The organism is Sphingopyxis sp. (genome assembly GCF_050725615.1).
GTDB lineage: Bacteria > Pseudomonadota > Alphaproteobacteria > Sphingomonadales > Sphingomonadaceae > Sphingopyxis.
Genome location: NZ_JBOHHU010000039.1, coordinates 14,222 through 35,704, shown reverse-complemented (window position 1 = coordinate 35,704; position 21,483 = coordinate 14,222). Strand labels below are relative to the sequence as shown.

At 67.6% G+C, this 21,483-nt stretch carries 19 protein-coding genes and 1 pseudogene; 13 read left to right on the top strand and 7 right to left on the bottom strand.

The features are described from left to right. A pseudogene (locus ACREB7_RS11015) lies at window positions 1–783 on the bottom strand (lytic transglycosylase domain-containing protein); the annotation flags it as partial. 3 nt (window positions 784–786) lie between these two features. Further along, a complete protein-coding gene (locus tag ACREB7_RS11010; RefSeq protein WP_431592319.1) occupies window positions 787–1,584 on the bottom strand; it encodes a uracil-DNA glycosylase family protein in 798 nt (265 codons plus the stop codon). Window positions 1,585–1,702: 118 nt separating this feature from the next. On the opposite strand from ACREB7_RS11010, the gene ACREB7_RS11005 reads away from it, so the two are divergent. From ACREB7_RS11005 to ACREB7_RS10970, 8 genes are all read left to right on the top strand, one after another. Continuing rightward, window positions 1,703–3,358: an electron transfer flavoprotein-ubiquinone oxidoreductase gene (locus ACREB7_RS11005; protein WP_431592318.1), complete on the top strand. Its 1,656-nt coding sequence runs from the start codon at window positions 1,703–1,705 to the stop codon at window positions 3,356–3,358. A 37-nt stretch (window positions 3,359–3,395) separates the two neighbouring features. Continuing rightward, window positions 3,396–5,021 (top strand): tetratricopeptide repeat protein, encoded by a 1,626-nt coding sequence (locus tag ACREB7_RS11000; protein ID WP_431592317.1) that lies wholly within the window; start codon window positions 3,396–3,398, stop codon window positions 5,019–5,021. Then, complete coding sequence (locus ACREB7_RS10995) at window positions 5,018–5,866, top strand: 4-(cytidine 5'-diphospho)-2-C-methyl-D-erythritol kinase (RefSeq protein ID WP_431592316.1); 849 nt, start codon at window positions 5,018–5,020, stop codon at window positions 5,864–5,866. Before ACREB7_RS11000 ends, ACREB7_RS10995 begins: the two co-directional genes overlap by 4 nt. Continuing rightward, window positions 5,863–6,612 (top strand): N-formylglutamate amidohydrolase, encoded by a 750-nt coding sequence (locus ACREB7_RS10990; protein ID WP_431592315.1) that lies wholly within the window; start codon window positions 5,863–5,865, stop codon window positions 6,610–6,612. The genes ACREB7_RS10995 and ACREB7_RS10990 overlap by 4 nt, the downstream gene beginning before the upstream one ends. A 41-nt stretch (window positions 6,613–6,653) precedes the next feature. Further along, a complete protein-coding gene (gene ilvD / locus ACREB7_RS10985; protein WP_431592314.1) occupies window positions 6,654–8,507 on the top strand; it encodes a dihydroxy-acid dehydratase in 1,854 nt (617 codons plus the stop codon). Further along, a complete protein-coding gene (locus tag ACREB7_RS10980; protein WP_431592313.1) occupies window positions 8,504–8,893 on the top strand; it encodes a hypothetical protein in 390 nt (129 codons plus the stop codon). The genes ilvD and ACREB7_RS10980 overlap by 4 nt, the downstream gene beginning before the upstream one ends. Window positions 8,894–9,037: 144 nt before the next feature. Further along, window positions 9,038–10,411: an NAD(P)H-hydrate epimerase gene (locus ACREB7_RS10975; RefSeq protein WP_431592312.1), complete on the top strand. Its 1,374-nt coding sequence runs from the start codon at window positions 9,038–9,040 to the stop codon at window positions 10,409–10,411. A 1-nt stretch (window position 10,412) separates the two neighbouring features. Continuing rightward, entirely contained in the window at window positions 10,413–11,612 is a 1,200-nt protein-coding gene (locus ACREB7_RS10970; protein ID WP_431592311.1) for a class I SAM-dependent RNA methyltransferase, read from the top strand. A gap of 99 nt (window positions 11,613–11,711) precedes the next feature. Here the strand turns inward: ACREB7_RS10970 and ACREB7_RS10965 are convergent, their stop codons facing one another. The 4 genes from ACREB7_RS10965 to ACREB7_RS10950 all read right to left on the bottom strand — a co-directional run bounded on the left by ACREB7_RS10965 (window position 11,712) and on the right by ACREB7_RS10950 (window position 14,434). Next, complete coding sequence (locus ACREB7_RS10965; RefSeq protein WP_431592310.1) at window positions 11,712–12,146, bottom strand: MAPEG family protein; 435 nt, start codon at window positions 12,144–12,146, stop codon at window positions 11,712–11,714. A gap of 15 nt (window positions 12,147–12,161) precedes the next feature. Continuing rightward, on the bottom strand, window positions 12,162–12,593 hold the full coding sequence (locus ACREB7_RS10960; RefSeq protein WP_431592309.1) for an MAPEG family protein: 432 nt from the start codon (window positions 12,591–12,593) through the stop codon (window positions 12,162–12,164). Between the two features lie 64 nt (window positions 12,594–12,657). Continuing rightward, complete coding sequence (locus tag ACREB7_RS10955; RefSeq protein WP_431592320.1) at window positions 12,658–13,812, bottom strand: CaiB/BaiF CoA transferase family protein; 1,155 nt, start codon at window positions 13,810–13,812, stop codon at window positions 12,658–12,660. 94 nt (window positions 13,813–13,906) lie between these two features. Continuing rightward, entirely contained in the window at window positions 13,907–14,434 is a 528-nt protein-coding gene (locus ACREB7_RS10950; RefSeq protein WP_431592308.1) for a helix-turn-helix transcriptional regulator, read from the bottom strand. A gap of 105 nt (window positions 14,435–14,539) precedes the next feature. Between ACREB7_RS10950 and ACREB7_RS10945 the strand changes: the two genes are divergently transcribed. Genes ACREB7_RS10945 through ACREB7_RS10930 form a run of 4 tightly spaced genes read left to right on the top strand, consistent with a single transcriptional unit; the run spans window position 14,540 to window position 18,247 of the window. Further along, entirely contained in the window at window positions 14,540–15,307 is a 768-nt protein-coding gene (locus ACREB7_RS10945; RefSeq protein ID WP_431592307.1) for a COG4705 family protein, read from the top strand. Beyond that, complete coding sequence (locus ACREB7_RS10940; RefSeq protein ID WP_431592306.1) at window positions 15,297–16,043, top strand: transporter; 747 nt, start codon at window positions 15,297–15,299, stop codon at window positions 16,041–16,043. The genes ACREB7_RS10945 and ACREB7_RS10940 overlap by 11 nt, the downstream gene beginning before the upstream one ends. Before the next feature lie 45 nt (window positions 16,044–16,088). After that, window positions 16,089–17,705, top strand: coding sequence for an NAD(P)/FAD-dependent oxidoreductase (locus tag ACREB7_RS10935; RefSeq protein ID WP_431592305.1), 1,617 nt, complete (start codon window positions 16,089–16,091; stop codon window positions 17,703–17,705). Beyond that, window positions 17,702–18,247, top strand: coding sequence for a pseudouridine synthase (locus ACREB7_RS10930; RefSeq protein WP_431592304.1), 546 nt, complete (start codon window positions 17,702–17,704; stop codon window positions 18,245–18,247). Before ACREB7_RS10935 ends, ACREB7_RS10930 begins: the two co-directional genes overlap by 4 nt. Before the next feature lie 60 nt (window positions 18,248–18,307). Here the strand turns inward: ACREB7_RS10930 and ACREB7_RS10925 are convergent, their stop codons facing one another. Next, window positions 18,308–19,501 (bottom strand): type III PLP-dependent enzyme, encoded by a 1,194-nt coding sequence (locus ACREB7_RS10925; RefSeq protein WP_431592303.1) that lies wholly within the window; start codon window positions 19,499–19,501, stop codon window positions 18,308–18,310. 242 nt (window positions 19,502–19,743) lie between these two features. Between ACREB7_RS10925 and ACREB7_RS10920 the strand changes: the two genes are divergently transcribed. Continuing rightward, a complete protein-coding gene (locus ACREB7_RS10920) occupies window positions 19,744–21,393 on the top strand; it encodes an FAD-dependent oxidoreductase (protein WP_431592302.1) in 1,650 nt (549 codons plus the stop codon). Window positions 21,394–21,483: the final 90 nt, after the last annotated feature.

Genomic DNA, 21,483 nt, shown 5'->3' with positions numbered 1-21,483 from the left:
GTCGGGGGCTTCCTTGGCGACGCGGTCGAAGGCGGCGAGCGAGGTGCGATAATCATGGAGGCGCCAGGCGGCGAGGCCCTGCGTCCAGGCGCCTTGCGTCGCCCATGCTCCGCCATTTTGCGTGCAGGCGAGCGACAGGCGCAGCGCGTTCGCATCGTCATTTTCGATATAATAGGACCAGGCGACCTTCTGCTGCCATTCGGCGCGCGAGTCGGGGCTGAGCTTGTCGAGGACGGCGTTGAGCAGCGCCTCGGCACCGGCCGGATCGTCATTCTTGATGCGGTCGGGGATGCTGCTGGCGAGGCCGTTCGCAAAGGGATCGCTGACGCTGTCGGCGCCGAGGCGGCGCGGCGCGCTGCCGGCCCAGGACAGGCGCGTCTGATAGGGCAGGGTCGGCAGGTCGGTAGCGCCGCGCTTCGCGGCGAGGCGGCCGAGCTGTTCGGCCTGCGGCAATTGCGGCGATCGCGACAGGATCGGCATGATGTCGGCGACTTCGGCCTTGGGGCTGTTCGGCGCGACGAGCAGTTCGGCGCGGAGGAAATCGGTCAGCGGGCCCCCCTTTGCGTCGGCGTCTGCGCTGTCGAGCAGCAGCTTGGCGTCGGCCCAGCGTTCGGCGCGGATGGCGACGAGAATCTGCGAATAAAGCTGCTTCTGCTTGCCCGAGAGGACGGGCGGCACCGTCTGCGGCGCGGCGGCGAAGGGATCGCCGCTGTCGGCCGCGATGGCGGGCGGTGCCACGGAAACAAGAAGCGAAGCGGCGAGAGCCGCAGTCCATTTGATCATCTGTCAACGTCCCCGGTTGAGCAGTTTGAGGCTATCCCAGGCCGCCGCCTTTTGGGCGGGCCGGGCCAGCAGCATCGCGGGATGCGCGATTGCCACCGCCTCCACTTTGCCGCCATCTTGGTTAATATCGAGTAAGTTTCCGCGCGCGTCGGGCAGCGCCAGCCCGGCGGCCATCCGCACGATGTCGCTGCCGATCAGCAGCAGGCGGCCGGGCCGGGCGAGACGCAGGTGGTGCCACAGCAACCGGTCGAGGTCGCCGAGGTCGCGTTCGTCGCAGCGGCCGCCGGGCGGGCGGGTGATCGCAAGGCTCGCCAGATAGCAGTCGCCGCGCACCATGCCGATCGCGCGCAACATCGCGTCGAGCAGCGTGCCGGCGGGACCGGCGAAGAGGGCGCCGTCGCGCTGGTCGTCGATTTCGGGCCAGGCGGTGAGCAGCATCAGCGGCGCGCCGGCATCGCCGACGGGAAGCACGCGGCGGGCGTCCCACTGGCTGCCCGGCACGTCGGGGTGCGTCGCGAGCCAGTCCTGAAAGGCCAGCCAATCCTCCGGCAGCTCGACAGGCCCCTTGGCGATGGGCGCTTCGACCGCCTCCTGGCGCTGGAGCGCGGCGGGAAGGGGGGCTGCTTCGGGTTCAAAGGGCGCGGCGATGGCGGCGACCTTGGCGCGCATCGGCGCGGGGTCATTGGCGGGGGGCGTCGCCAGCCAGCCGGCCGGCGCCTCGCCGACCAGCGCCTCGACGCCGGCCAGCGACCACCAGTCGCAATAGCTCGCCGCCGACAAAGCTGAATTTTGCCCACCCATGAATTTGTTTCAAACAGGCAGTTGACGGACGCGTCAATTGGCGGGCATCGCATTTCGTGACAGAATGAGCGCAGGGCACGATGAAAGTCCGCGCAGGGACGGCAGAAAGGTATTTGCGGTGAGCGAACGGGAATCGATGCCCTATGACGTGGTCATCGTCGGCGCGGGCCCGGCGGGGCTTTCGGCGGCGATCCGCCTCAAGCAATTGGCGAACGAAGCGGGCAGCGAGCTGTCGGTCTGTATCCTCGAAAAAGGGTCCGAGGTCGGCGCGCACATCCTGTCGGGGGCGGTGATCGACCCCAAGTCGCTCGACGAGCTGTTTCCCGACTGGCGGACGTCGGGCTGCCCGCTCGCCGAGGTGCCGGTCAACGACAACCAGCATTGGGTGCTGACCAAGACGAAGAAGTTCGGCCTTCCCGAATTCATCTCGCCCGGTTTCATGCACAACAAGGGCACCTATACCGGCAGCCTTGGCAATCTGTGCCGCTGGCTCGCCGAACAGGCCGAGGGGCTGGGCGTCGAGATTTTCGCGGGCTTCCCGGCCGCCGAGATCCTCTACAATGACGATGGTTCGGTCAAAGGCGTCGCGACCGGCGACATGGGCGTCGCGCGCGACGGCAGCCACAAGGGTGACTATCAGCCGGGGCTCGAACTCCACGCCAAATATACCTTCTTCGGCGAAGGCGTGCGCGGGCACCTGACCAAGATGCTCAAGCCGCAATATGCGCTCGACGCCGAATGCGAGCCGCAGGTCTATGGCCTCGGCATCAAGGAACTCTGGGACATCAAGCCCGAGAACCACGCAGAGGGCCGCGTCATCCACACGCAGGGTTGGCCGCTCGACAACAATGCCAATGGCGGCGGTTTCCTCTATCATCAGGCGAACGGACAGGTCGCGCTCGGTTTCGTGACCTGGCTCAACTATCGCAACCCGCACATCTCCCCGTTCCAGGAGATGCAGAAGTGGAAGACGCATCCCGAGATCGCCAGGATCCTGAAGGGCGGCAAGCGCGTGTCCTATGGTGCGCGCGCGATCAGCGACGGCGGTTATCAGTCGGTGCCGAAGCTCGCCTTCCCGGGCGGCGCGCTGATCGGCGACAGCGCCGGCTTCCTCAACGTGCCGCGCATCAAGGGCACGCATACCGCGATGAAATCGGGCATGATGGCGGCCGAGGCGGCCTTTGCGGCGGTGACCGCCGGACGGGGCAGCGACACACTTACCGCCTATCAGGACGCCTATGACGATAGCTGGGTGAAGAAGGAACTCAGCGTCGTACGCAACGTGCTGCCGCTCGTTGAAAAATGGGGCGATCTGGCGGGCACGATCCTGTCGGGCATGACGATGTGGGCCGAGACGCTGAAGATCAAAATGCCCTTCACGATGAAGCATCATCCCGACAATGAGAGCCTGTACCGCGCCGACATGATGCCGAAGCCGGACTATCCCAAGCCCGACGGCGTGCTGACGTTCGACCGCCTGTCGTCGGTGTTCGTGTCGAACACCAACCATGAGGAAGACCAGCCGGTCCACCTGCAGCTGAAAGACCCGTCGATCCCGGTCGAGTATAACCTGCCGGTCTTTGACGAGCCCGCGCAGCGCTATTGCCCGGCCGGCGTGTACGAGATCGTCGGCGAGGCCGAGGGCGATCCGAAGTTCGTGATCAACGCGCAGAATTGCGTGCATTGCAAGACGTGCGACATCAAGGACCCGACCCAGAATATCAACTGGGTCACCCCCGAAGGCGGCGGAGGCCCCAATTACCCGAATATGTAAGTTTGGCGGACCCGTCGCCGCAGTCCTGGCGCTCGCGGTGTTGGCGCCGCTCCCGGCTCTGGCGGCCGATGGCGGCGATGCGGCGCTGAGCGCCTTGGCGCGGGCGCGGCTGGCGGAGGATGCCGGCGACCCGGGGCAGGCGCTTGCCGCGCTGACCGCCGCGTCGAGCCTGATCCCCGACCTGCCGGGATTGCGCGGACGTATCCTCGAACAGGCGATCGAGGCCGGCGATCTGGAGGCCGCGCGCAGCGCCGCGATGATGTTGTGGGCCGGCGGCGACCGGCGGTTCGATGCGCAACTGGTGCTGGTGACCGACGCGCTGCGCCGCTCGGACTGGAAAGCCGCGCGCGACTATGTCGCCGGGCGGAGCGACAAATCGGGCGGCGATGCCGTCGCGCGGCTCGTGGTGCCGCCGCTGAGCAGCTGGATCGACGCAGGCCTGCGCGAGAAATCGCCCGAGCGGCATTTGCTCGACGCCGGCGCGCGCGGCGCGCCGCAGCCGGCGTTCCAGCTCGAAGCGGCGCTGGTCCAGCTCGCGGCGGGGCGCAAGGATGACGCGGCGGCGCTGGCGGACACGGTCACGCTGACCGACCGCACCAGCCAGCTCGTCGCGGCGCGCCTCGCGGCGACGCTCGACAAGGCGGGCGAGGGCGAAGCGGCGAAGCGGCTGCGCGAGCGGATCGCGCTGGCGGCGGGCGAACGCGAGGACCCCGTGATGTTGCTGCCCGACCAGGCGGTGACGACCCCGCGGGGCGGCGCTGCGCACTGGCTCGGGCTGCTCGCCGACGCCTTTGCGCGCACCCCGAACAGCAACCCCAAGGTGCCGCTGCTGTTCGCGCGCGTCGCCTATTGGCTCGACGGCAGCGACTGGCAGGTGCGCAGCGCTCTGGTCGAGGCGCTCGACAATGACGAACAGAAGGACGCCGCACTGGCCGTGCTGCAGTCCATGAAGCCGCCGTTGCCGCCGGTGCTGGTGATGCGGCAGGCCGAACTGCTGGCCGACGGCGACAAGGCCGCCGAGGCGGTGGCGCTCGCCGAACGGGCGGTGGCGACCGACAAGCCCGGCCGCATCCTGTTGGTGCGCTATGCCGATATCGCGCGGCGCTCGGACGATCCGCGCGCCGCCGAACGCGCCTATGCGCGGCTCGAGGCTGATCTCGGCGATGATGAGTTCGACAAGGCGCTGCACGGCAGCATCCTGATCGCGCGCGCCGAATTGCTGTTGCAGGCGCATGATTGGGATGCGGCGGAACCGTTGCTCGACCGGGCGATCGCGCTGCGCCCCAACGATCCCAATGTGTTGAATTTTGTCGGCTATTCGTCGATCGAGCGGCGCAAGAATATCGAAAAATCCTTCGCGCAGATCGAGGCCGCATGGGCGCAGGACCCGCAGAATGCGGCGATCACCGACTCGCTGGGCTGGGCCTATTTCCTGACCGGGCGGCCTGACGAAGCGGTGCCCTTGCTCGAAAAGGCGCAGGGCGGCGATCCGGGCAATGCGGTGATCGTCGAACATCTGGGCGACGCCTATTGGCAATCGGGGCGGCGATTCCAGGCGCGCTATACCTGGCGCGCCGCCGCCTTGCTGGCCGAGGCCGATATGGCGACCCGGATTGCGGCGAAATTGCGCGACGGGCTGACCCCCGCGACGACCGCGCCGTGACGATCCTGTCGGAGACGGGCTGGGCGAAGATCAACCTCGCGCTCCATGTCCGCGCGCGGCGGCCCGACGGCTATCACGAGATAGAGACCTTGTTCGCCTTCGTCGACCATGGCGACGGGATCGCGGCGCGGGTGGCCGAGGCCGACCGGCTGACGATCGACGGGGAATTTGCCGAAGGGTTGAGCGCAGGCGCGGACAATCTGGTGCTGCGCGCGGTGACGTTGCTGCGCGAGCGTTATGGCGCCGATCGCGTGCCGAAGCTTGCGGTGACCTTGACCAAGCGGCTGCCCGTCGCGGCGGGGATCGGCGGCGGCTCGGCCGATGCGGCGGCGATGGCGCGGCTGGTACGGCGGCATTTCCTGCCCGAACTGGGCGACGCGACGCTGGCGCGGGTCGTCGCGCCATTGGGCGCCGATGTGGCGGCGTGCGTGGCCAGCCAGACGTGCCGGGGCGTCGGCGTCGGCGAAATATTGTCGCCGGTGCCCGAATTGCGGCTGGGCGGCACCCCGGTGCTCCTGGTCAACCCGCGCGAGCCGGTCTCCACCGGGCCGGTGTTCGCGGCGTGGGACGGGATCGACCGGGGGGCGCTGTTCGGCGACCCGGCGGGCCGCGCGCAATTGTTCGCGGCGCGCAACGACCTGCAGCGCGCGGCGATCGCGCAATGCCCGGCGATCGTAAGCGTGTTGACCGAGCTGGGCGGGCTCAGCCCCTCGCTGGCGCGCATGTCGGGATCGGGCGCGACCTGTTTCGCACTGTTCGATGCGCTTGCCGAGCGCGACGCCGCATCGGTCGCGCTCGCCGCCAGCCACCCCCATTGGTGGCAAATGGCGGGGACCTTGCGATGAGCGAGGCCTGGTCGGCGCTCGGCGCGCCGCGCGCGGGCGGGGTGCTGCTCATCGGCGATCATGCGTCGAATCTTGTGCCCGCCGACATGGACCTCGGTATCGATCCGTCGTTGCTGACGCAGCATATCGCGATCGATCTCGGTGTGGCGGAGGTGGCGGCGCTGCTGGTCGAGGCGGGAGCGGTCGATGCGGCCATCCTCGGCGGGGTGTCGCGGCTGGTGGTCGACTGCAACCGCGACGAGGAGGCGCCGGGGGCGGTGCCGATCGCGAGCGACGGCCATGCGATCCCGGGCAATGCGCTCGATCATGCGGGGCGCGAGGTGCGGATTGGGCGCTTTTTTCGCCCCTATCACGATCATATCGCCGCGACGATCGCGGCGCATCGGCCCGCGATGATCCTGTCGCTCCATAGCTTCACGCCATCGCTGGCGAGCGATCCGGAGCAGCAACGGCCATGGCAGGTCGGGGTGCTGTATAATGCGGACGAACGCCTGGCCGGGCCCGCGATCGCGGCGCTGGAGGCCGAGGGGATGGTCGTCGGCGACCAGCTTCCCTATTCTGGTAAACTGCTCAATGCGACGATGAACCGGCACGCCGAGGCGAACGGCATCGCCTATGTCGGGATCGAGATGCGGCAGGATCTGGTGCGCGACGCCGCAGGGCAGGGGCTGTTCGCCGAGCGGCTGGCAAGAATGTGTCACAAACTGGCATTGTCCCCTGCGCTCGAAGCGTGTAGGGGCGCATGATATCGCGATTTTGTGAAATATAATTACTAGGAACTCTCCAAATGCCTTCTTATCGTTCGCGCACCACCACCCATGGCCGCAACATGGCCGGCGCGCGCGGGCTGTGGCGGGCGACGGGGATGAAGGACGGCGATTTCGGCAAGCCGATCATCGCGGTGGTCAACAGCTTCACCCAATTCGTGCCGGGGCACGTCCACCTCAAGGACCTCGGCCAGATGGTCGCGCGTGAGATTGAGGCGCATGGCGGGGTCGCCAAGGAATTCAACACGATCGCGGTCGATGACGGCATCGCGATGGGGCATGACGGCATGCTCTACAGCCTGCCGAGCCGCGACCTGATCGCCGACAGCGTCGAATATATGGTCAACGCGCATTGCGCCGACGCGATGGTGTGCATTTCGAACTGCGACAAGATCACGCCGGGCATGCTGATGGCGGCGCTGCGCATCAATATCCCGGTCGTTTTCGTATCGGGCGGGCCGATGGAGGCGGGCAAGGTTGTGCTGAAGGGCAAGACCGTCGCGCTGGATCTTGTCGATGCGATGGTCGCGGCTGCCGACGAGAAATATACCGACGAAGAGGTCACCGCGATCGAGCAGGCGGCGTGCCCGACCTGCGGCTCCTGTTCGGGCATGTTTACTGCCAATTCGATGAACTGCCTGACCGAGGCGCTGGGGCTGTCGCTGCCGGGCAATGGTTCGACGCTGGCGACGCACGCCGACCGCAAGGCGCTGTTCCTCAACGCCGGGCGGCTTGTCGTCGATATGTGCCGCCGCCATTATGAGCAGGACGACGACAGCGTGTTGCCGCGCAATATCGCAACGTTTGAGGCGTTCGAGAATGCAATGAGCCTCGACATCGCGATGGGCGGGTCGACCAACACGGTGCTGCATCTGCTCGCCGCCGCCTATGAGGCGGGGGTCGATTTCACGATGGAGGACATCGACCGGCTGTCGCGCCGCGTGCCGTGCCTGTCGAAGGTCGCGCCGGCGAAGAGCGACGTCCATATGGAGGACGTCCACCGCGCTGGCGGGATCATGGCGATCCTCGGCCAGCTCGAGCGCGCGGGGCTGATCCATGCGCACCTGCCGACGGTGCACAGCGCGACGCTGGGCGATGCGCTCAACAAATGGGACATCTCGCGCACCAACGATCCCGAGGTGCAGAAATTCTTCATGGGGGCCCCCGGCGGGGTGCCGACGCAGGTGGCGTTCAGCCAGGACCGGCGCTGGGACGACCTCGACCTCGACCGCGAGGCGGGGGTGATCCGCTCGGCCGATCATGCGTTCAGCCAGGACGGCGGGCTCGCAGTGCTCAGCGGCAATATCGCGCTCGACGGCTGCATCGTGAAGACCGCCGGGGTCGACGAGAGCATATTGAAATTCTCGGGCCCGGCGAAGGTCTATGAGAGCCAGGATGCTGCGGTTGCGGGAATCCTGACCGGGCAGGTCGAGGCGGGCGACGTTATCGTCATCCGCTACGAAGGGCCGAAGGGCGGGCCGGGCATGCAGGAAATGCTCTATCCGACGAGCTATCTGAAATCGAAGGGGCTGGGCGCAGCCTGCGCGCTGGTCACCGACGGGCGCTTTTCGGGCGGCACGTCGGGCCTGTCGATCGGCCATGTCTCGCCCGAAGCGGCCGAGGGCGGGGCGATCGGGCTGGTCGAAAATGGCGACCTGATCAACATTGATATTCCGGGCCGCACGATCATCCTTGCGGTCGCCGACAGCGTTCTGGCCGAGCGCCGCGCCGCGATGGACGCGAACGGCTGGCAACCCGCGAAGCCGCGCCCGCGCAAGGTTTCGGTAGCACTTCAGGCCTATGCCGCGATGACCACCAGCGCCGCGCGCGGCGCAGTGCGCGATCTGTCGCAGCTGAAAGGGGCCAAGGGTTGAGGATATTCGGACTGGCGGCGCTGCCGCTGTTGCTGCTCGCGGGATGCGATGGCGCCCCCGACAACAAGAAGCTGGCCGAGACCGAAGCGAAACAGTCACGCGACGCCGCGAACAATGGCCGCATCGAATGCGCGCTGGAAGGCGCGAAGCTGTTCGACCGGACCTGCACGGTGCAGGAAATGAGCGGCGACGGCGGCACGATCCTGGTCGTCGGGCGCGGCGACGTCGGCTATCGGCGCCTGCAGATCACCACCGACGGGCGCGGGGTGGTGTCGGCCGACGGGGCCGAACAGGCGACGGTGACGATCATCGGCGAAGGCATGATCGAGGTCGCGATCGGCGCGGACAAGTACCGCTTGCCGGCGGATACCGGCGGGGTGGATTAGCCGCCCGTCGCCCCCGCAAAGGCGGGGGCCGCTGGCGATCTGGTCCGGCGAATCTGCGTAAACCGATGGCGGCCCCCGCCTTCGCGGGGGCGACGGGTGTTTCGCGCGGTTCTCACCCGTGCCTAAACGCGCTACCACGGCTCCATGTCCGTCCCCACCAACACCCCAATCCTGACCACCGCCGCGATGCGCGCGGCCGAGGCTGATTGCGCGGCGTCGGGAACGACGCTCGCCGAGTTGATGGACCGTGCCGGGGCGGCGGTGGCGGACATCGCCTGGCGCATGGCGGCGGGCGGGCCGGTGCTGATCCTGTGCGGGCCGGGGAATAACGGCGGCGATGGCTATGTCGCGGCGCAGCTGCTCGCCGAGCGGGGCGCAGCGGTGCGGGTCGCCGCGCTCGCCGAGCCGGCCACCGATCTGGCGCGCGCGGCGCGGGCGCTGTGGAACGGGCCCGTCGAGGCGCTGACCGGCGACACCGCAGCCGGGCCGCTGATCGTCGATGCGCTGTTCGGGGTCGGGCTGACGCGGCCGATCGGCGACGATGTGGCGGCGATCTTGCGCGGTTTCGTCGGACGGCGCGTGCTGGCGGTCGATGTGCCCAGCGGCGTCGATGGCGATGGCGTTCACGATTGGGCGCCGCCGCTGCCCGCCGATGTCACGCTGGCGCTCGGCGCGCTCAAGCCCGCGCATGTGCTGATTCCCGCCGCGCCCTCTTGCGGACGGGTGCTGTTGGCGCCGATCGGGATTGCGGCGGATCGGACGATGCGGAGCGCGTCGCCGCCGTCGATCGCTGTGCCCGATGCGGCGGCGCACAAGTTCAACCGCGGGATGGTGCTCGTCCGGTCGGGACCGATGCCCGGCGCCGCGCGCCTGGCCGCCGCTGCTTCGTTGCGGAGCGGGGCGGGTTATGTCGTGCTGAGCGGCGCCGACGATGCGCCTTTCGATGCGATCATCGTCGAAGAGGCGGTGCGCTACGCCGAGCGTCTGGGCGATGCGCGCGTCGGGGCGGTGATCGTCGGGCTGGGCTATCCGGCGGGCGAAGCGCTCGATCAAGATGTCGCGGCGGCGCTCGATAGCGCGAAGCCGCTGGTGCTCGACGCCGCCGCTATCGCGTCGGCCTTGCCGCGCCTGCGGACGTCACGGGGGACGGTGTCTGCGATCCTGACCCCGCATGAGGGCGAGTTCGCCAAGGCCTTTCCGGGTCTGGCGGGCAGCAAGATCGATCGCGCCAAGGCCGCAGCTGCCGACGCGGGGGCGGTGCTGATCTACAAGGGCGCCGATACCGTGATCGCCGCGCCCGATGGGCGTGTCGTGGCCGCCTGGCCGGGCAGCCCCTGGCTCGCCACGGCGGGAACCGGCGATGTCCTCGCGGGCGCGTGCGGCGCGATGCTGGCGCGCGGCGGCGATGCCTTCGACGCCGCGGTCGCCGCTGTGGGCTGGCATATTGCGCGCGCAAAGGCTATCGGCCCCGGCCTCGTCGCCGACGATCTGACGGCCGACGATCTGGTGAAAGACTGACGTGACCGAAGCAGCCCTGATAACCCGCATCGCCGCGCGCGGCGACGGCGTGACCGCCGATGGACGCCATGTGATGGGCGCGGTGCCGGGCGATCGCGTCCGCGACGACGGCATCCTGATCCCGGGTCCGAACCGCGTCGAGCCGCCGTGCCGCCATTTCGGCAAATGCGGCGGGTGTCAGTTGCAACAGGTCGCCGAGGAGGCGCTGGCGACCTTTGTGCGCGACCGGGTGGTCGGCGGGCTGGCGGGGCAGGAGGTTTCGGCCAGCGATGTGCTGCCCGCGCTGCTGTCGCCGCCCGCCAGCCGCCGCCGCGCGGCGCTGACTGCGCTGCGCACCGGCAAGCAGGTCGCGATCGGTTTCAACGCCGCGCAGAGCAACCAGATCGTCGACATGCGGATGTGTCCGCTGCTCTTGCCCGAACTCTTCGCGCTCGTCGCGCCGGTGCGCGAGTTGCTGGTGCTGATCGCGCCGCAGCGGCGGCCGGTGAAGGTCAAGATGCAGATGCTCGACCAGGGCGTCGAACTGATCCTCGAAGGCGTGAAGGCCGAGGGGCTCGAAGCGGCGATGGCGCTGCAGGATTTCGCGGGCGCCAACAAGCTGGCGCGGTTCGTCATCGACCAGGGCGACGGGTATGAGACGCTGTGGCAGCCCGATCCGCCGACGGTGCGTTTTGGCGGCATCGCGGTCGAAGTGCCGCCCTTCGCTTTCCTCCAGCCGACGGCGGTCGGGCAGGACGCGCTGATCGAGGCGGTGGCGAAGGCGATCGGCGATGCGCCCGCCGTCGCCGACCTGTTCGCGGGGGTGGGCACCTTTGCGCTGTCGGTGCAGGCGGGGCGGAAAATCTATGCGGCCGAGGGCGCGCGCGACGCGATGGCGGCGATGACCGGCGCGGCGAACCGGGCGCGGGCGCTGGTCGCGACCGAGCATCGCGACCTGTTCCGGCGGCCGCTGATCCCCGCCGAGCTGAACCGCTTTGGCGCGGTGATCCTCGACCCGCCGCGCGCGGGCGCCGAGGAGCAGGTGAAGGAACTGGCGGCGTCGGACGTGCCGGCGATCGCCTATGTCAGCTGCAATCCCGCAAGTTTCGCGCGCGACGCGAAGATCCTGATCGCGGGCGGCTATATACTCGACTGGGTGCAGCCGGTCGGGCAGTTCCGCTGGTCGACGCATGTCGAACTGGCGGGGCGGTTTTCGAAATAGCCGTCGCCCCCGCGAAGGCGGGGGCCGTTGTCGGCTTACGTACCGGGTGCTCGAATAGGCCTCCAGCGGCCCCCGCCTTCGCGGGGGCGACGGCTCAGATCAATGCAGCACGAAGCCGATGAACGCGTGCACGCACAAGGCGAGCAGCGCGAGGCTGGCCAGCGCGAAGACGCCGAAGCGCCACATCACGCGGTTGACGGTCGCCTGGATCAGGCTGTGCAGGATGCGCAGCCCGACATAGGCCCAGGCGATCTGCGTATTCAATCCGCCGCCCATGCCGCCGACTGCCAGCGCCAGCGCGACCGCGTAGAACACGGTCGGCTGTTCCATCAGATGGTTATAATTATGCGCCTTCCACTGGACCTCGGGCGGCAGGACGTCGTCGAGGCCCTTGCCGGTGCCGCCGACCAGCTTGGCGGCGTCGATCTTGGCGCGGCTCATCGCGGGGATGCGCGTCGCATACATCCACACCCACATCACCATCGACCATAGCGCCAGCGTGGCGACCGGGCCCAATATCGCGTTGGTTTCCATAATCTTCTCTCCCCCTCAACCCAAAGTGGCGATCACCGCGAGCAAGGCCAGTCCCAGCAGGCACAGCGTCGATGCGGCAAAGATGGCGAAGCGCACGGGAATGCGGTTCACCGTCGCCTGCCAGAAACTGTGGACGATGCGCAACGCGACATAGGTCCAGGCGATCCACACGACATAGGCGGGGTAGCCGCCGACCGCGTGGAGGATCAGGATGACCGCATAGAAAAGCGTCGGCTGTTCGAGCAGGTGCGTGTAATTGTGCGATTTCCAGTTGGTGATCGGCGGCAGCACCCCTTCGAGGTCGCCGCCGCGGCCGCCGGGAGGGGCCGCTTTGAGATCGATCCCCGATTTCGCCAGCGCGCGGAACCGCGTCACCGCGGTCCAGACCAGCATGACGAGCGTCCACAGGATCAACACCGCGCCCGGCGCGAGGATGTTCGGCGTCATATGCTCCCCCCTTTTGTTTGGCGGCGATGCTAGGGGCAGCGCGCCAGGATGCAATTGCGGAAATTCAACCGCGCCGCGCCGCCAATTCGGCGCGGATCGCCGCGCCGTCGCCGTCGACTTTCGGCGCGAAGCCGATATCGCGCGGCGATACGGCGCCATATTTGACCGGCGGCTGCATCTCGTAAAAGCTGCCGACGTCCGGGTGGACCCGGTGGCGGAAGAAGCCGGTGGCGGCGAGATGCGGGTCGTCGCGAATATCCTGCAGGTCGCGGACCGACATTGCGGGAATGTCGTTTTCGGCGAACAGCGCCAGCCATTGCGCGGTCGTCTTCGCCGGGGTCTGGCGCGCGATTTCGGTGTAGACGATCGGCATATGCTGCCCCTTCGCCTTCGCCGCCTCGAACTCGGGGGTGTCGAGCAACGCCGCGCTGCCGAACAGGCCGAGCAGGCGCGCGGTCGATTCGGGGGTGTAGGGCACGATCGCGACATAGCCGTCGCTGGTCGGGAAGGGCTGGCGCGTCGGGTCGAGCTGGCGCGGATAACCCGCCGGGCCGATCGGCGGGTCGAGCGTCGCGTCGCGCAGATGTTCGACCATCATAAAGCTGGTGAAGCATTCGAACATTGCGACCTCGACCGCCTGGCCCTCGCCGGTGCGCAATTTATGGACGAGCGCCGCGAGGATCGCCTGCGCGCCATATTGTCCCGCGACCTTATCCGCGATCAGCGAGGGCAGGTAGCGCGGGCGCGGGTCGCCGTCGACGCGCGGCAGCAGGCTGGTGGTGCCCGTCGCGGCCTGGATGACGTCGTCATAGGCCTGCAGATCGGCATAGGGCCCGTCCTGCCCAAAGCCCGTGCCATGGACATAGACGATGTCGGGCTTGATCGCGCGGCAACCGTCATAGTCGAAGCCGAGCCGCGCGATCGCCTTGCCGCGGACATTGTGGAAAAAGACATCGGCGGTCGCGATCAGGTCGCGCAGCACCGCCGCATCCTCGGGTTTCTTGAGATCGAGCGCGATCGAGCGTTTGCCGCGGTTCACATTGAGATGGATCGACCCCATCGTCGGGTCGGGCACGCCATTGCCGAGGTAGCGCGACACATCGCCGAGCCCCGGCGTCTCGACCTTGATCACCTCGGCGCCGAGGTCGGCGAGCATCTGGGTCGCATAGGGGCCGAAGATGACCGTGGTGAGATCGACGATCCTGATGCCTTCCAACATGGTCACGCCGCGTCTCTCCTCTGTCCGTCGCTTTGGCGGAGGATAGAATGATTGCGAAGTGAAACGGAAGAGGCGATTGGTGCGCGCGCGAAGTTTATGCGGGGCGCGGCGCGTCGAGCAAATCCTCGATGAACAGCGACACCAGCATCGCCTGGCTGCTGACCCCGGCCTTGGCGTAAATCTGGCTGAGCTGCGAGCGCACCGTCCCGGTCGCGGCGCCGCGCAGCCGGGCGATCTCGGCGACGTCGCATCCCTTGAGCGCGAACAGCGCGACTTCTCCTTCGCCCGGCGTGAGCCCCCATTCGCCGAAGCGCAGCGCGATATGCTCGGCAAGCGCGCCGCGCGCATCGGCGAGCGCCCGGTCCTGCCGATGCAGTTCGGCGGTGATCCGGCGGATATAGCGCCAGCCCATCACGACGCCGCCGAACAGCGCGAAGGCGACGATGCACTCCATGACGATCTCGGCAGTGATGCCCTGGCGCACCTCGGTGAACAGGTCGTCGATGCCGTCGACGACGAAATAGGTGGCGGCGACCGCCTGGAGCGCGAGGATGGCGACCGGGAGCGCGACGCGCCGATCGGTCAGCAACGGGGCGGGAGGCGGCGGTTCGGGCTGCGGCATATGACTCCCGCTTATGTGGTGGCATTTGAGCGCCTGCTTATAGGCGCGATCGGCGGGCGGGCCTAGCCGTCGGAAAATGGCCGACAAGTTGGAGCTTTCCCCCGCATGACCGACGCGATGAAATCCGCCCTGACCAAGGTTCCCGCCGTGACGCTGGGCTTCTGGGTCATCAAGATATTGGCGACGACCTTTGGCGAAACCGCCGGCGATACCGTCAGCATGTCGATGAACCTCGGTTATCTGGTCGGCACCGCGATCTTCGCGACCATCCTGATCCTGCTGGTCGCGGCGCAGATCCGCGCGAAGCAATTCCACCCCTTCCTTTATTGGGCGACGATCATCGCCTCGACCACGGCAGGGACGACGATGGCCGATTTCGCGACGCGCTCGATGGGCATCGGCTATCCCGGCGGGTCGCTGTTGCTGCTGGGACTGGTGCTTGCATCGCTGGCGATCTGGCACCGCGCGCTTGGCAGTATTTCGGTGCAGACCGTGCACGAGCCGAAGGCGGAACTCTATTATTGGCTGACGATCACCTTTTCGCAGACGCTGGGCACCGCGCTCGGCGATTGGGTCGCCGACGGGTCGCTCGGCTATCTCGGCGCGGCGGTGGTGTTCGGCGGGCTGCTCGCATTGCTGGTCGCCGCTTATTATTGGACAAGCATCAGCCGTGTCGCGCTGTTCTGGGCTGCCTTCATCCTGACCCGGCCGCTCGGCGCGGTGGTCGGCGACTTCCTCGACAAGCCGGTGTCGCACGGCGGGCTCGAACTGAGCCGCGCCGGGGCGTCGCTCGTGCTGGGCGTCGCGATCACGCTACTGATCCTTGTCGTTCCGCAGCGTGCGGCCGGACGGGAGCCGGCCCTTGCGATTTGATGGCGGCGCGCGGGTTGCGCTTGCATGGCTGCTGGTTTTGGCCGCCCCGTCGACCGCGCTGGCCGGGCCACCCTTTCTGACCGACGACCCCGAGCCGACCGAGACCGGCCATTGGGAAATCTATGGCCCGCTCGTCGAGGTCGAGGGGCGCGGTCCGGACTATGGCGGCGCGACCGGAGTCGAGATCAATCATGGCGCGGCACCCGATTTGCAGCTGACCGTCGGCATTCCGGTCGCCTTTGCCCATGACGACGCCGGACAGCGCTGGGGGATGGGCGACCTTGAGGTGTCGGCGAAGTATCGCTTCTATCACGATGACGCTGCCGGGCTTTCGGTCGCGGCCTTTCCCGGGCTGACCCTGCCAACAGCCAGCAACGGCATGGGCAATGGCAAGGTGACCGCGCTGCTCCCGGTCTGGGTCCAGAAAGATGCCGGGCCATGGTCGGCGTTCGGCGGCGGGGGCTATGCGATCAATCCGGGGCCGGGAAATCGTGACTATTGGACCGGCGGCGTTGCCGTCACGCGGCAAGTCTCGTCGCAGCTTTTGTTGGGCGGCGAGGTCGATCGGCAGGGAACGGACAGCGTCGGTGGCCGGGCTTCGACCAGCCTGGGATTGGGCGGCATCTGGCAGTTGCCGGCGCCGTTTCGCTTGCTCGCGTCGGGCGGGCCGACCTTCGTCGACGGCGATGGGGCGGCGGGCTTTCATGCCTTTGTCGCGCTCGGGCTGGACTTTTAGGACAGGGCGATTGGCGCGCCCGCCGATGCGGGCTACAGGGCGGCGATGCTTCGCCTGACCGAATTGACGCTGCCGCTGCACCATGCGCCGGAGGACCTGCCCGCCGCGATCTGCAAGCGGCTGCGGATCGGGCCGCGCGAACTGGTGAAATATGTCGTCGCGCGGCGCGCGAACGACGCGCGCGACAAGAGCGCGATCAAGCTGATCTATTCGATCGACGTCAATGTGAAGGACGAAGGCGCGGTGCTGGCGCGCTTTCGCAAGGATCGCAATGTCCAGCCGACGCCGAACACCGCCTATAAGTTCGTCACCACCGCGCCGCCTGCGGGGGCCAAGCGTCCGGTGGTGGTCGGGGCGGGGCCGTGCGGGCTGTTCGTCGGACTGATCCTCGCGCAGATGGGTTTCCGGCCGATCATCCTCGATCGCGGCAAGGTGGTACGCGAGCGGACCAAGGACACCTGGGACCTGTGGCGGCGCTCGGTGCTGCACCCCGAATCGAACGTGCAGTTCGGCGAGGGCGGGGCGGGGACCTTTTCCGACGGCAAGCTCTACAGCCGGATCAAGGACCCGCGCCACCTCGACCGCAAGGTGCTGACCGAATTCGTGAAGGCAGGCGCGCCGCCCGAGATATTGACCGAGGCGCATCCGCATATCGGCACCTTCCGGCTGGTGACGATGGTCGAAAGCCTGCGCGAGACGATCGAGGGGCTGGGCGGCGAATATCGCTGGCAGCACAAGGTCGACGGGCTCGATATCGCGACCGACGGCGCGGGCGCGCGGCGGGTGCAGGGCGTGCATCTGGCGGGCGGCGATTATATCGAGGCCGATCGCGTCATCATGGCGGTGGGGCACAGCGCGCGCGACACCTTTGCCATGCTCCACGCTGCGGGCGTGTATGTCGAGGCCAAGCCCTTTTCGATCGGGGTGCGGATCGAGCATCCGCAATCGTGGATCGACAAATCGCGCTTCGGCGCGGATGCGGGCAATCCGATCTTGGGCGCTGCCGAATATCATATCTCGCACCACTGCAAGAACGGTCGCACCGTCTACAGCTTCTGCATGTGTCCGGGCGGCACCGTGGTCGCCGCGACGTCGGAGGAGGGGCGCGTCGCGACCAACGGCATGAGCCAATATTCGCGCAACGAGCGCAACGCCAACTCGGGCTTCGTCGTCGCGATCGACCCGGCGCGCGACTATCCCGGCGACCCGCTCGCCGGCATTGCTTTCCAGCGGCATTGGGAATCGCTCGCCTTCGTTGCCGGCGGATCGAACTACAAGGCGCCCGCGCAGCGCGTCGGCGATTTCCTGAAGGGGCGTCCCTCGACGGCGCTGGGCAGCGTCATCCCCTCCTATCGTCCCGGCGTGACGCCGACCGACCTCGCGGCCTGCCTGCCCGATTTTGCCATTGAGGCGATGCGAGAGGCGATCCCGGTTTTCGGACGGCAGATCGCGGGCTATGACCACCCCGATGTCGTGATGACCGGGGTCGAGACGCGCACCTCGTCGCCGGTGCGCTTCACGCGCGGCGAGGATTTTCAGAGCCTGAACACCGCCGGGCTGTTTCCTGCGGGCGAGGGGGCGGGCTATGCCGGCGGCATTCTCTCGGCGGCGGTCGACGGCATCAAGGTCGCCGAGGCGGTGGCGCGGAGTTTAATGCCGTGACGCTGATCCTGTTCAACAAGCCCTATGACGTGCTCAGCCAGTTTACCGATCGCGGGACGGCGGGATCGACGCGGCAAACCCTGTCGCACTTCATCGACCTGCCCGGGGTCTATCCGGCGGGGCGGCTCGACCTCGACAGCGAGGGGCTGATGCTGCTGACCGACGACGGGCGGCTGCAGGCGCGGATCGCCGACCCGAAATACAAGATGCCCAAGACTTATCTCGCGCAGGTTGAGGGCGTCGTGAGCGAGGACGCGCTGGCGATGCTGCGGCGGGGCGTGACGCTCAAGGACGGGCTGACCCGCCCGGCCGAGGCTGAGGCGATCGCCGACCCCGGCCTATGGCCGCGCGACCCGCCGATCCGGGTGCGCAAGAGCATCCCCGACAGCTGGATCAGCCTGACGATATCCGAAGGGCGCAACCGGCAGGTGCGACGCATGACCGCCGCTGTCGGGCACCCGACCCTGCGGCTGGTGCGCTGGCGGATCGGCGACTGGACGCTCGGCGACATGAAGCCCGGCGAATGGCGGCGCGGCGATTGAAAGAAAAGGGCCGGTCGCTTCGCAGCGCCGGCCCTTTTTCGTTTTCGCTGGCCTTTCGGCTCAGAACAGCTTGGTTACCGTCGCCGTGCGCCGCTCGGGTTCGGCTTCGCCGGTGTAGAGGCTGGCCATCGGCTCGTCGCTGACGACATGGGTCTCATCGGCGCCGAAGCCATTGAACTTCGTCCGCATCGCGCAGCCATAGGCGCCGAGCATGCCGATCTCGATGAAATCGCCCGCTTTGACATCGTCCGGCAGGAAGAAGGGCCCCGTCATATGGTCGAGATCGTCGCAGGTCGGGCCATAGAAGCTGAACGCCGTCATTTCGGCGTCGCTCTCGGGCTCGCGCAGCAAGGTCACCGGGAAACGCCAGCCGACGTGTGCGGCGTCGAACAGCGCACCATAGGCGCCGTCGTTGATATAGAGCTCGTCGCCGCGGCGCTTTTCGACGCGGACGATCAGGCTGCTATATTCGGCGGCGAGCGCGCGGCCGGGTTCGCACCACAGTTCGGCCGAATAGCTGATCGGCAGGCTTTCGAACGTCCGGTGGATCGTGTCGAAATAGGCGCCGAGCGGCGGGGGCTCCATGCCCGGGTAGGACGAGGGGAAGCCGCCGCCGACATCGATGATGTCGACCGTGACCGACGCCGCGACGATCGCGGCGCGGACGCGCTCCATCGCCTGCGCATAGGCGTGCGGGGTCATCGCCTGGCTGCCGACATGGAAGCAGATGCCGAGCGCGTCGCTGGCCTGGCGGGTCGCCATCAGCAGTTCGGCGACATCCTCGGGCTCGGCGCCGAATTTGGCGGCGAGGCTGAGCTTCGAATGGTCGGACGAAACGCGCAGGCGCACGAGCAGATTGAGGTCTTCGGCGCCTTCGGTCGCACGCACGATCTTTTCGAGCTCGTCCATCGTGTCGAGCGAAAAGGTGCGCACGCCATGCTTCCAATAGGCTTCGGAAATCGCTTCCTCGGCCTTCACCGGATGCATGAAGCAGAGCGTCGCCTTGGGCAGGGTGCGCGCGACGAGCCGCACCTCGGCGATCGAGGCGACGTCATAATGCGTGACACCCGAATCCCACAGCACGCGCAGCAGGTCGGGCGACGGATTCGCCTTGACCGCATACATGGTCGTGCCGGGAAATCGCTCGATGAAGAAACGCGCGGCGCGCGCCGCAGCGTGCGGGCGGACAAGCGTGACAGGTTCGACCGGCGAAAGTGCCTGAATCAGCCCGTGGGCGCTATGATGCTGGTGCAACTCAAGGGACCCCCAAAAAATACGTTAAACATCCAAGGCTGCCTTGCGGTTATTGGAAGTCCCCCTGGGGCAGCGGAGGGCGATATATGCAGGGGGGTCCCCCCTGTAAAGACCCTTTGGCGCAATTTTGTAACGCGGCGGTAACAGTCGCGCCGAAGCGGGCCTGACGCACGGTAACCGGGGGACAAAGACGCGGTTTATGGCTATTGTCAGCGTCTTCTCCCGCCAAAGGACCGCCCCGCATGAATCCTCCCGCCGACGTCAACCACACTTTCTCCGATACCGAGCTGGAAGAATTGATCGCATTCGGCACCGTCGAATCGCATGATGCCGGCGACATATTGCTCGCCGAGGGCACGATGGCGCCCGATTGCATCGTCACCCTGTCGGGGCACACCGACATCTTTGCGGCGACCGACGAGGGGCCCAAGCGGGTCGGCTGGATGGAACGCGGGCAGTTCGCCGGCGACCTGTCGGTCCTGACCGGCCAGCGCCATTCGTCGCGGATCGAAATGGGCGCGGACGGCGAGATTCTGCGCATCGCGCACGCCGATTTCCAGCGGCTGATCGCGGGCAACAGCTATTTCTCCGACGTGTTCGTGCGCGTGTTCGCGGCGCGGCGCGAATTCGGCAACAGCCGGGGTTTCGCCGCGATCCTCGTGATCGGCGCGGCGATGGACCGCAGCGTCTATGCGCTGCGCGACCTGTTGATGAAACATGGCGTCGCGCATCGCTGGTTCGATCCCGCCGACGGACCGGTCGCGGCGCATCTGATGGCCGAGCGCGGACTGACTGGCGAACAATTGCCGCTGGTGATCCTGGGGGCGACCGATCCGCTGGTGCAGCCGACTCCCGAGAGCCTGGCGGTGGCGCTCGGGCTCGACCTGCTCCCCGATGGCGCGACCGCCGATGTGCTGGTCGTTGGTAGCGGGCCCGGCGGGCTGGCGGCGGCGGTCTATGCCGCGTCCGAGGGGCTGACGGTGATCGCGCTCGATTCGCTGGCGCCGGGCGGACAGGCGGGCACCTCGTCGAAGATCGAGAATTACCTGGGTTTCCCGACCGGCATTTCGGGCAACGAACTGGCGCGCCGCGCGACGGTGCAGGCGCAGAAATTCGGCGCGCGGCTGGTGTCGCCGGTGCGCGCGGCGTCGATCGGCCGTGACGGCGATGCCTATTGCCTGCACCTCGTCGACGGGCGGAAGCTGCGCAGCCGCGCGGTCGTGGTCGCGAGCGGGGCGCAATATCAGCGGCTGCCGATCGAGGGCATCGAGGCCTATGAAGGGCGCGGCATCTATTACGGCGCGACCCCGATGGAGGCGCAGCTGTGCGGCAATGCCGAGGTCACCGTCGTCGGATCGGGCAATTCGGCGGGGCAGGGCGCTATCTATCTCGCGAGCGTCGCGAAGAAGGTCTATGTCATCTTCCGCCGCAAGAGCCTGCGCGAGACCATGTCCGAATATCTGGTCAAGCGGCTCGAAGAGCATCCGAACATCGAGATCATCGCCTCCACCGACGTCGTCGGGCTGCGCGGCGAGGAGCGGCTCGACGGCCTGACCTATCGTTGCCGCGAGACCGGGGCGGAGGGGCATTGCGACTGCGGTTTCCTGTTCCTGTTCCTCGGGGCAAACCCGAACACCAACTGGCTGCCCCGCGAAATGGTGTGCGACGAGCGCGGTTTCGTGAAGACGGGCGCCGACATCGCGCCGATCGAACTGGTCAAGGCCGGCTGGGCGCTCGACCGCATGCCGAGCCGCTACGAAACAAGCTGGCCGCGCATCTATGCGATCGGCGACGTGCGCAAGGGATCGGTGAAACGCGTCGCGTCGTCGGTCGGCGAGGGATCGGTCGTGGTCAGCGACATCCATGCCGCGCTCGCCGAGACGGCACCGTGATTTTATGATGGAAATACCGGGAACCGCTCGATAACCTGTTGTTATCCATAAGAGTCGGTTCCGCCGGAACGGCGATCGAGCCGGCGCGAC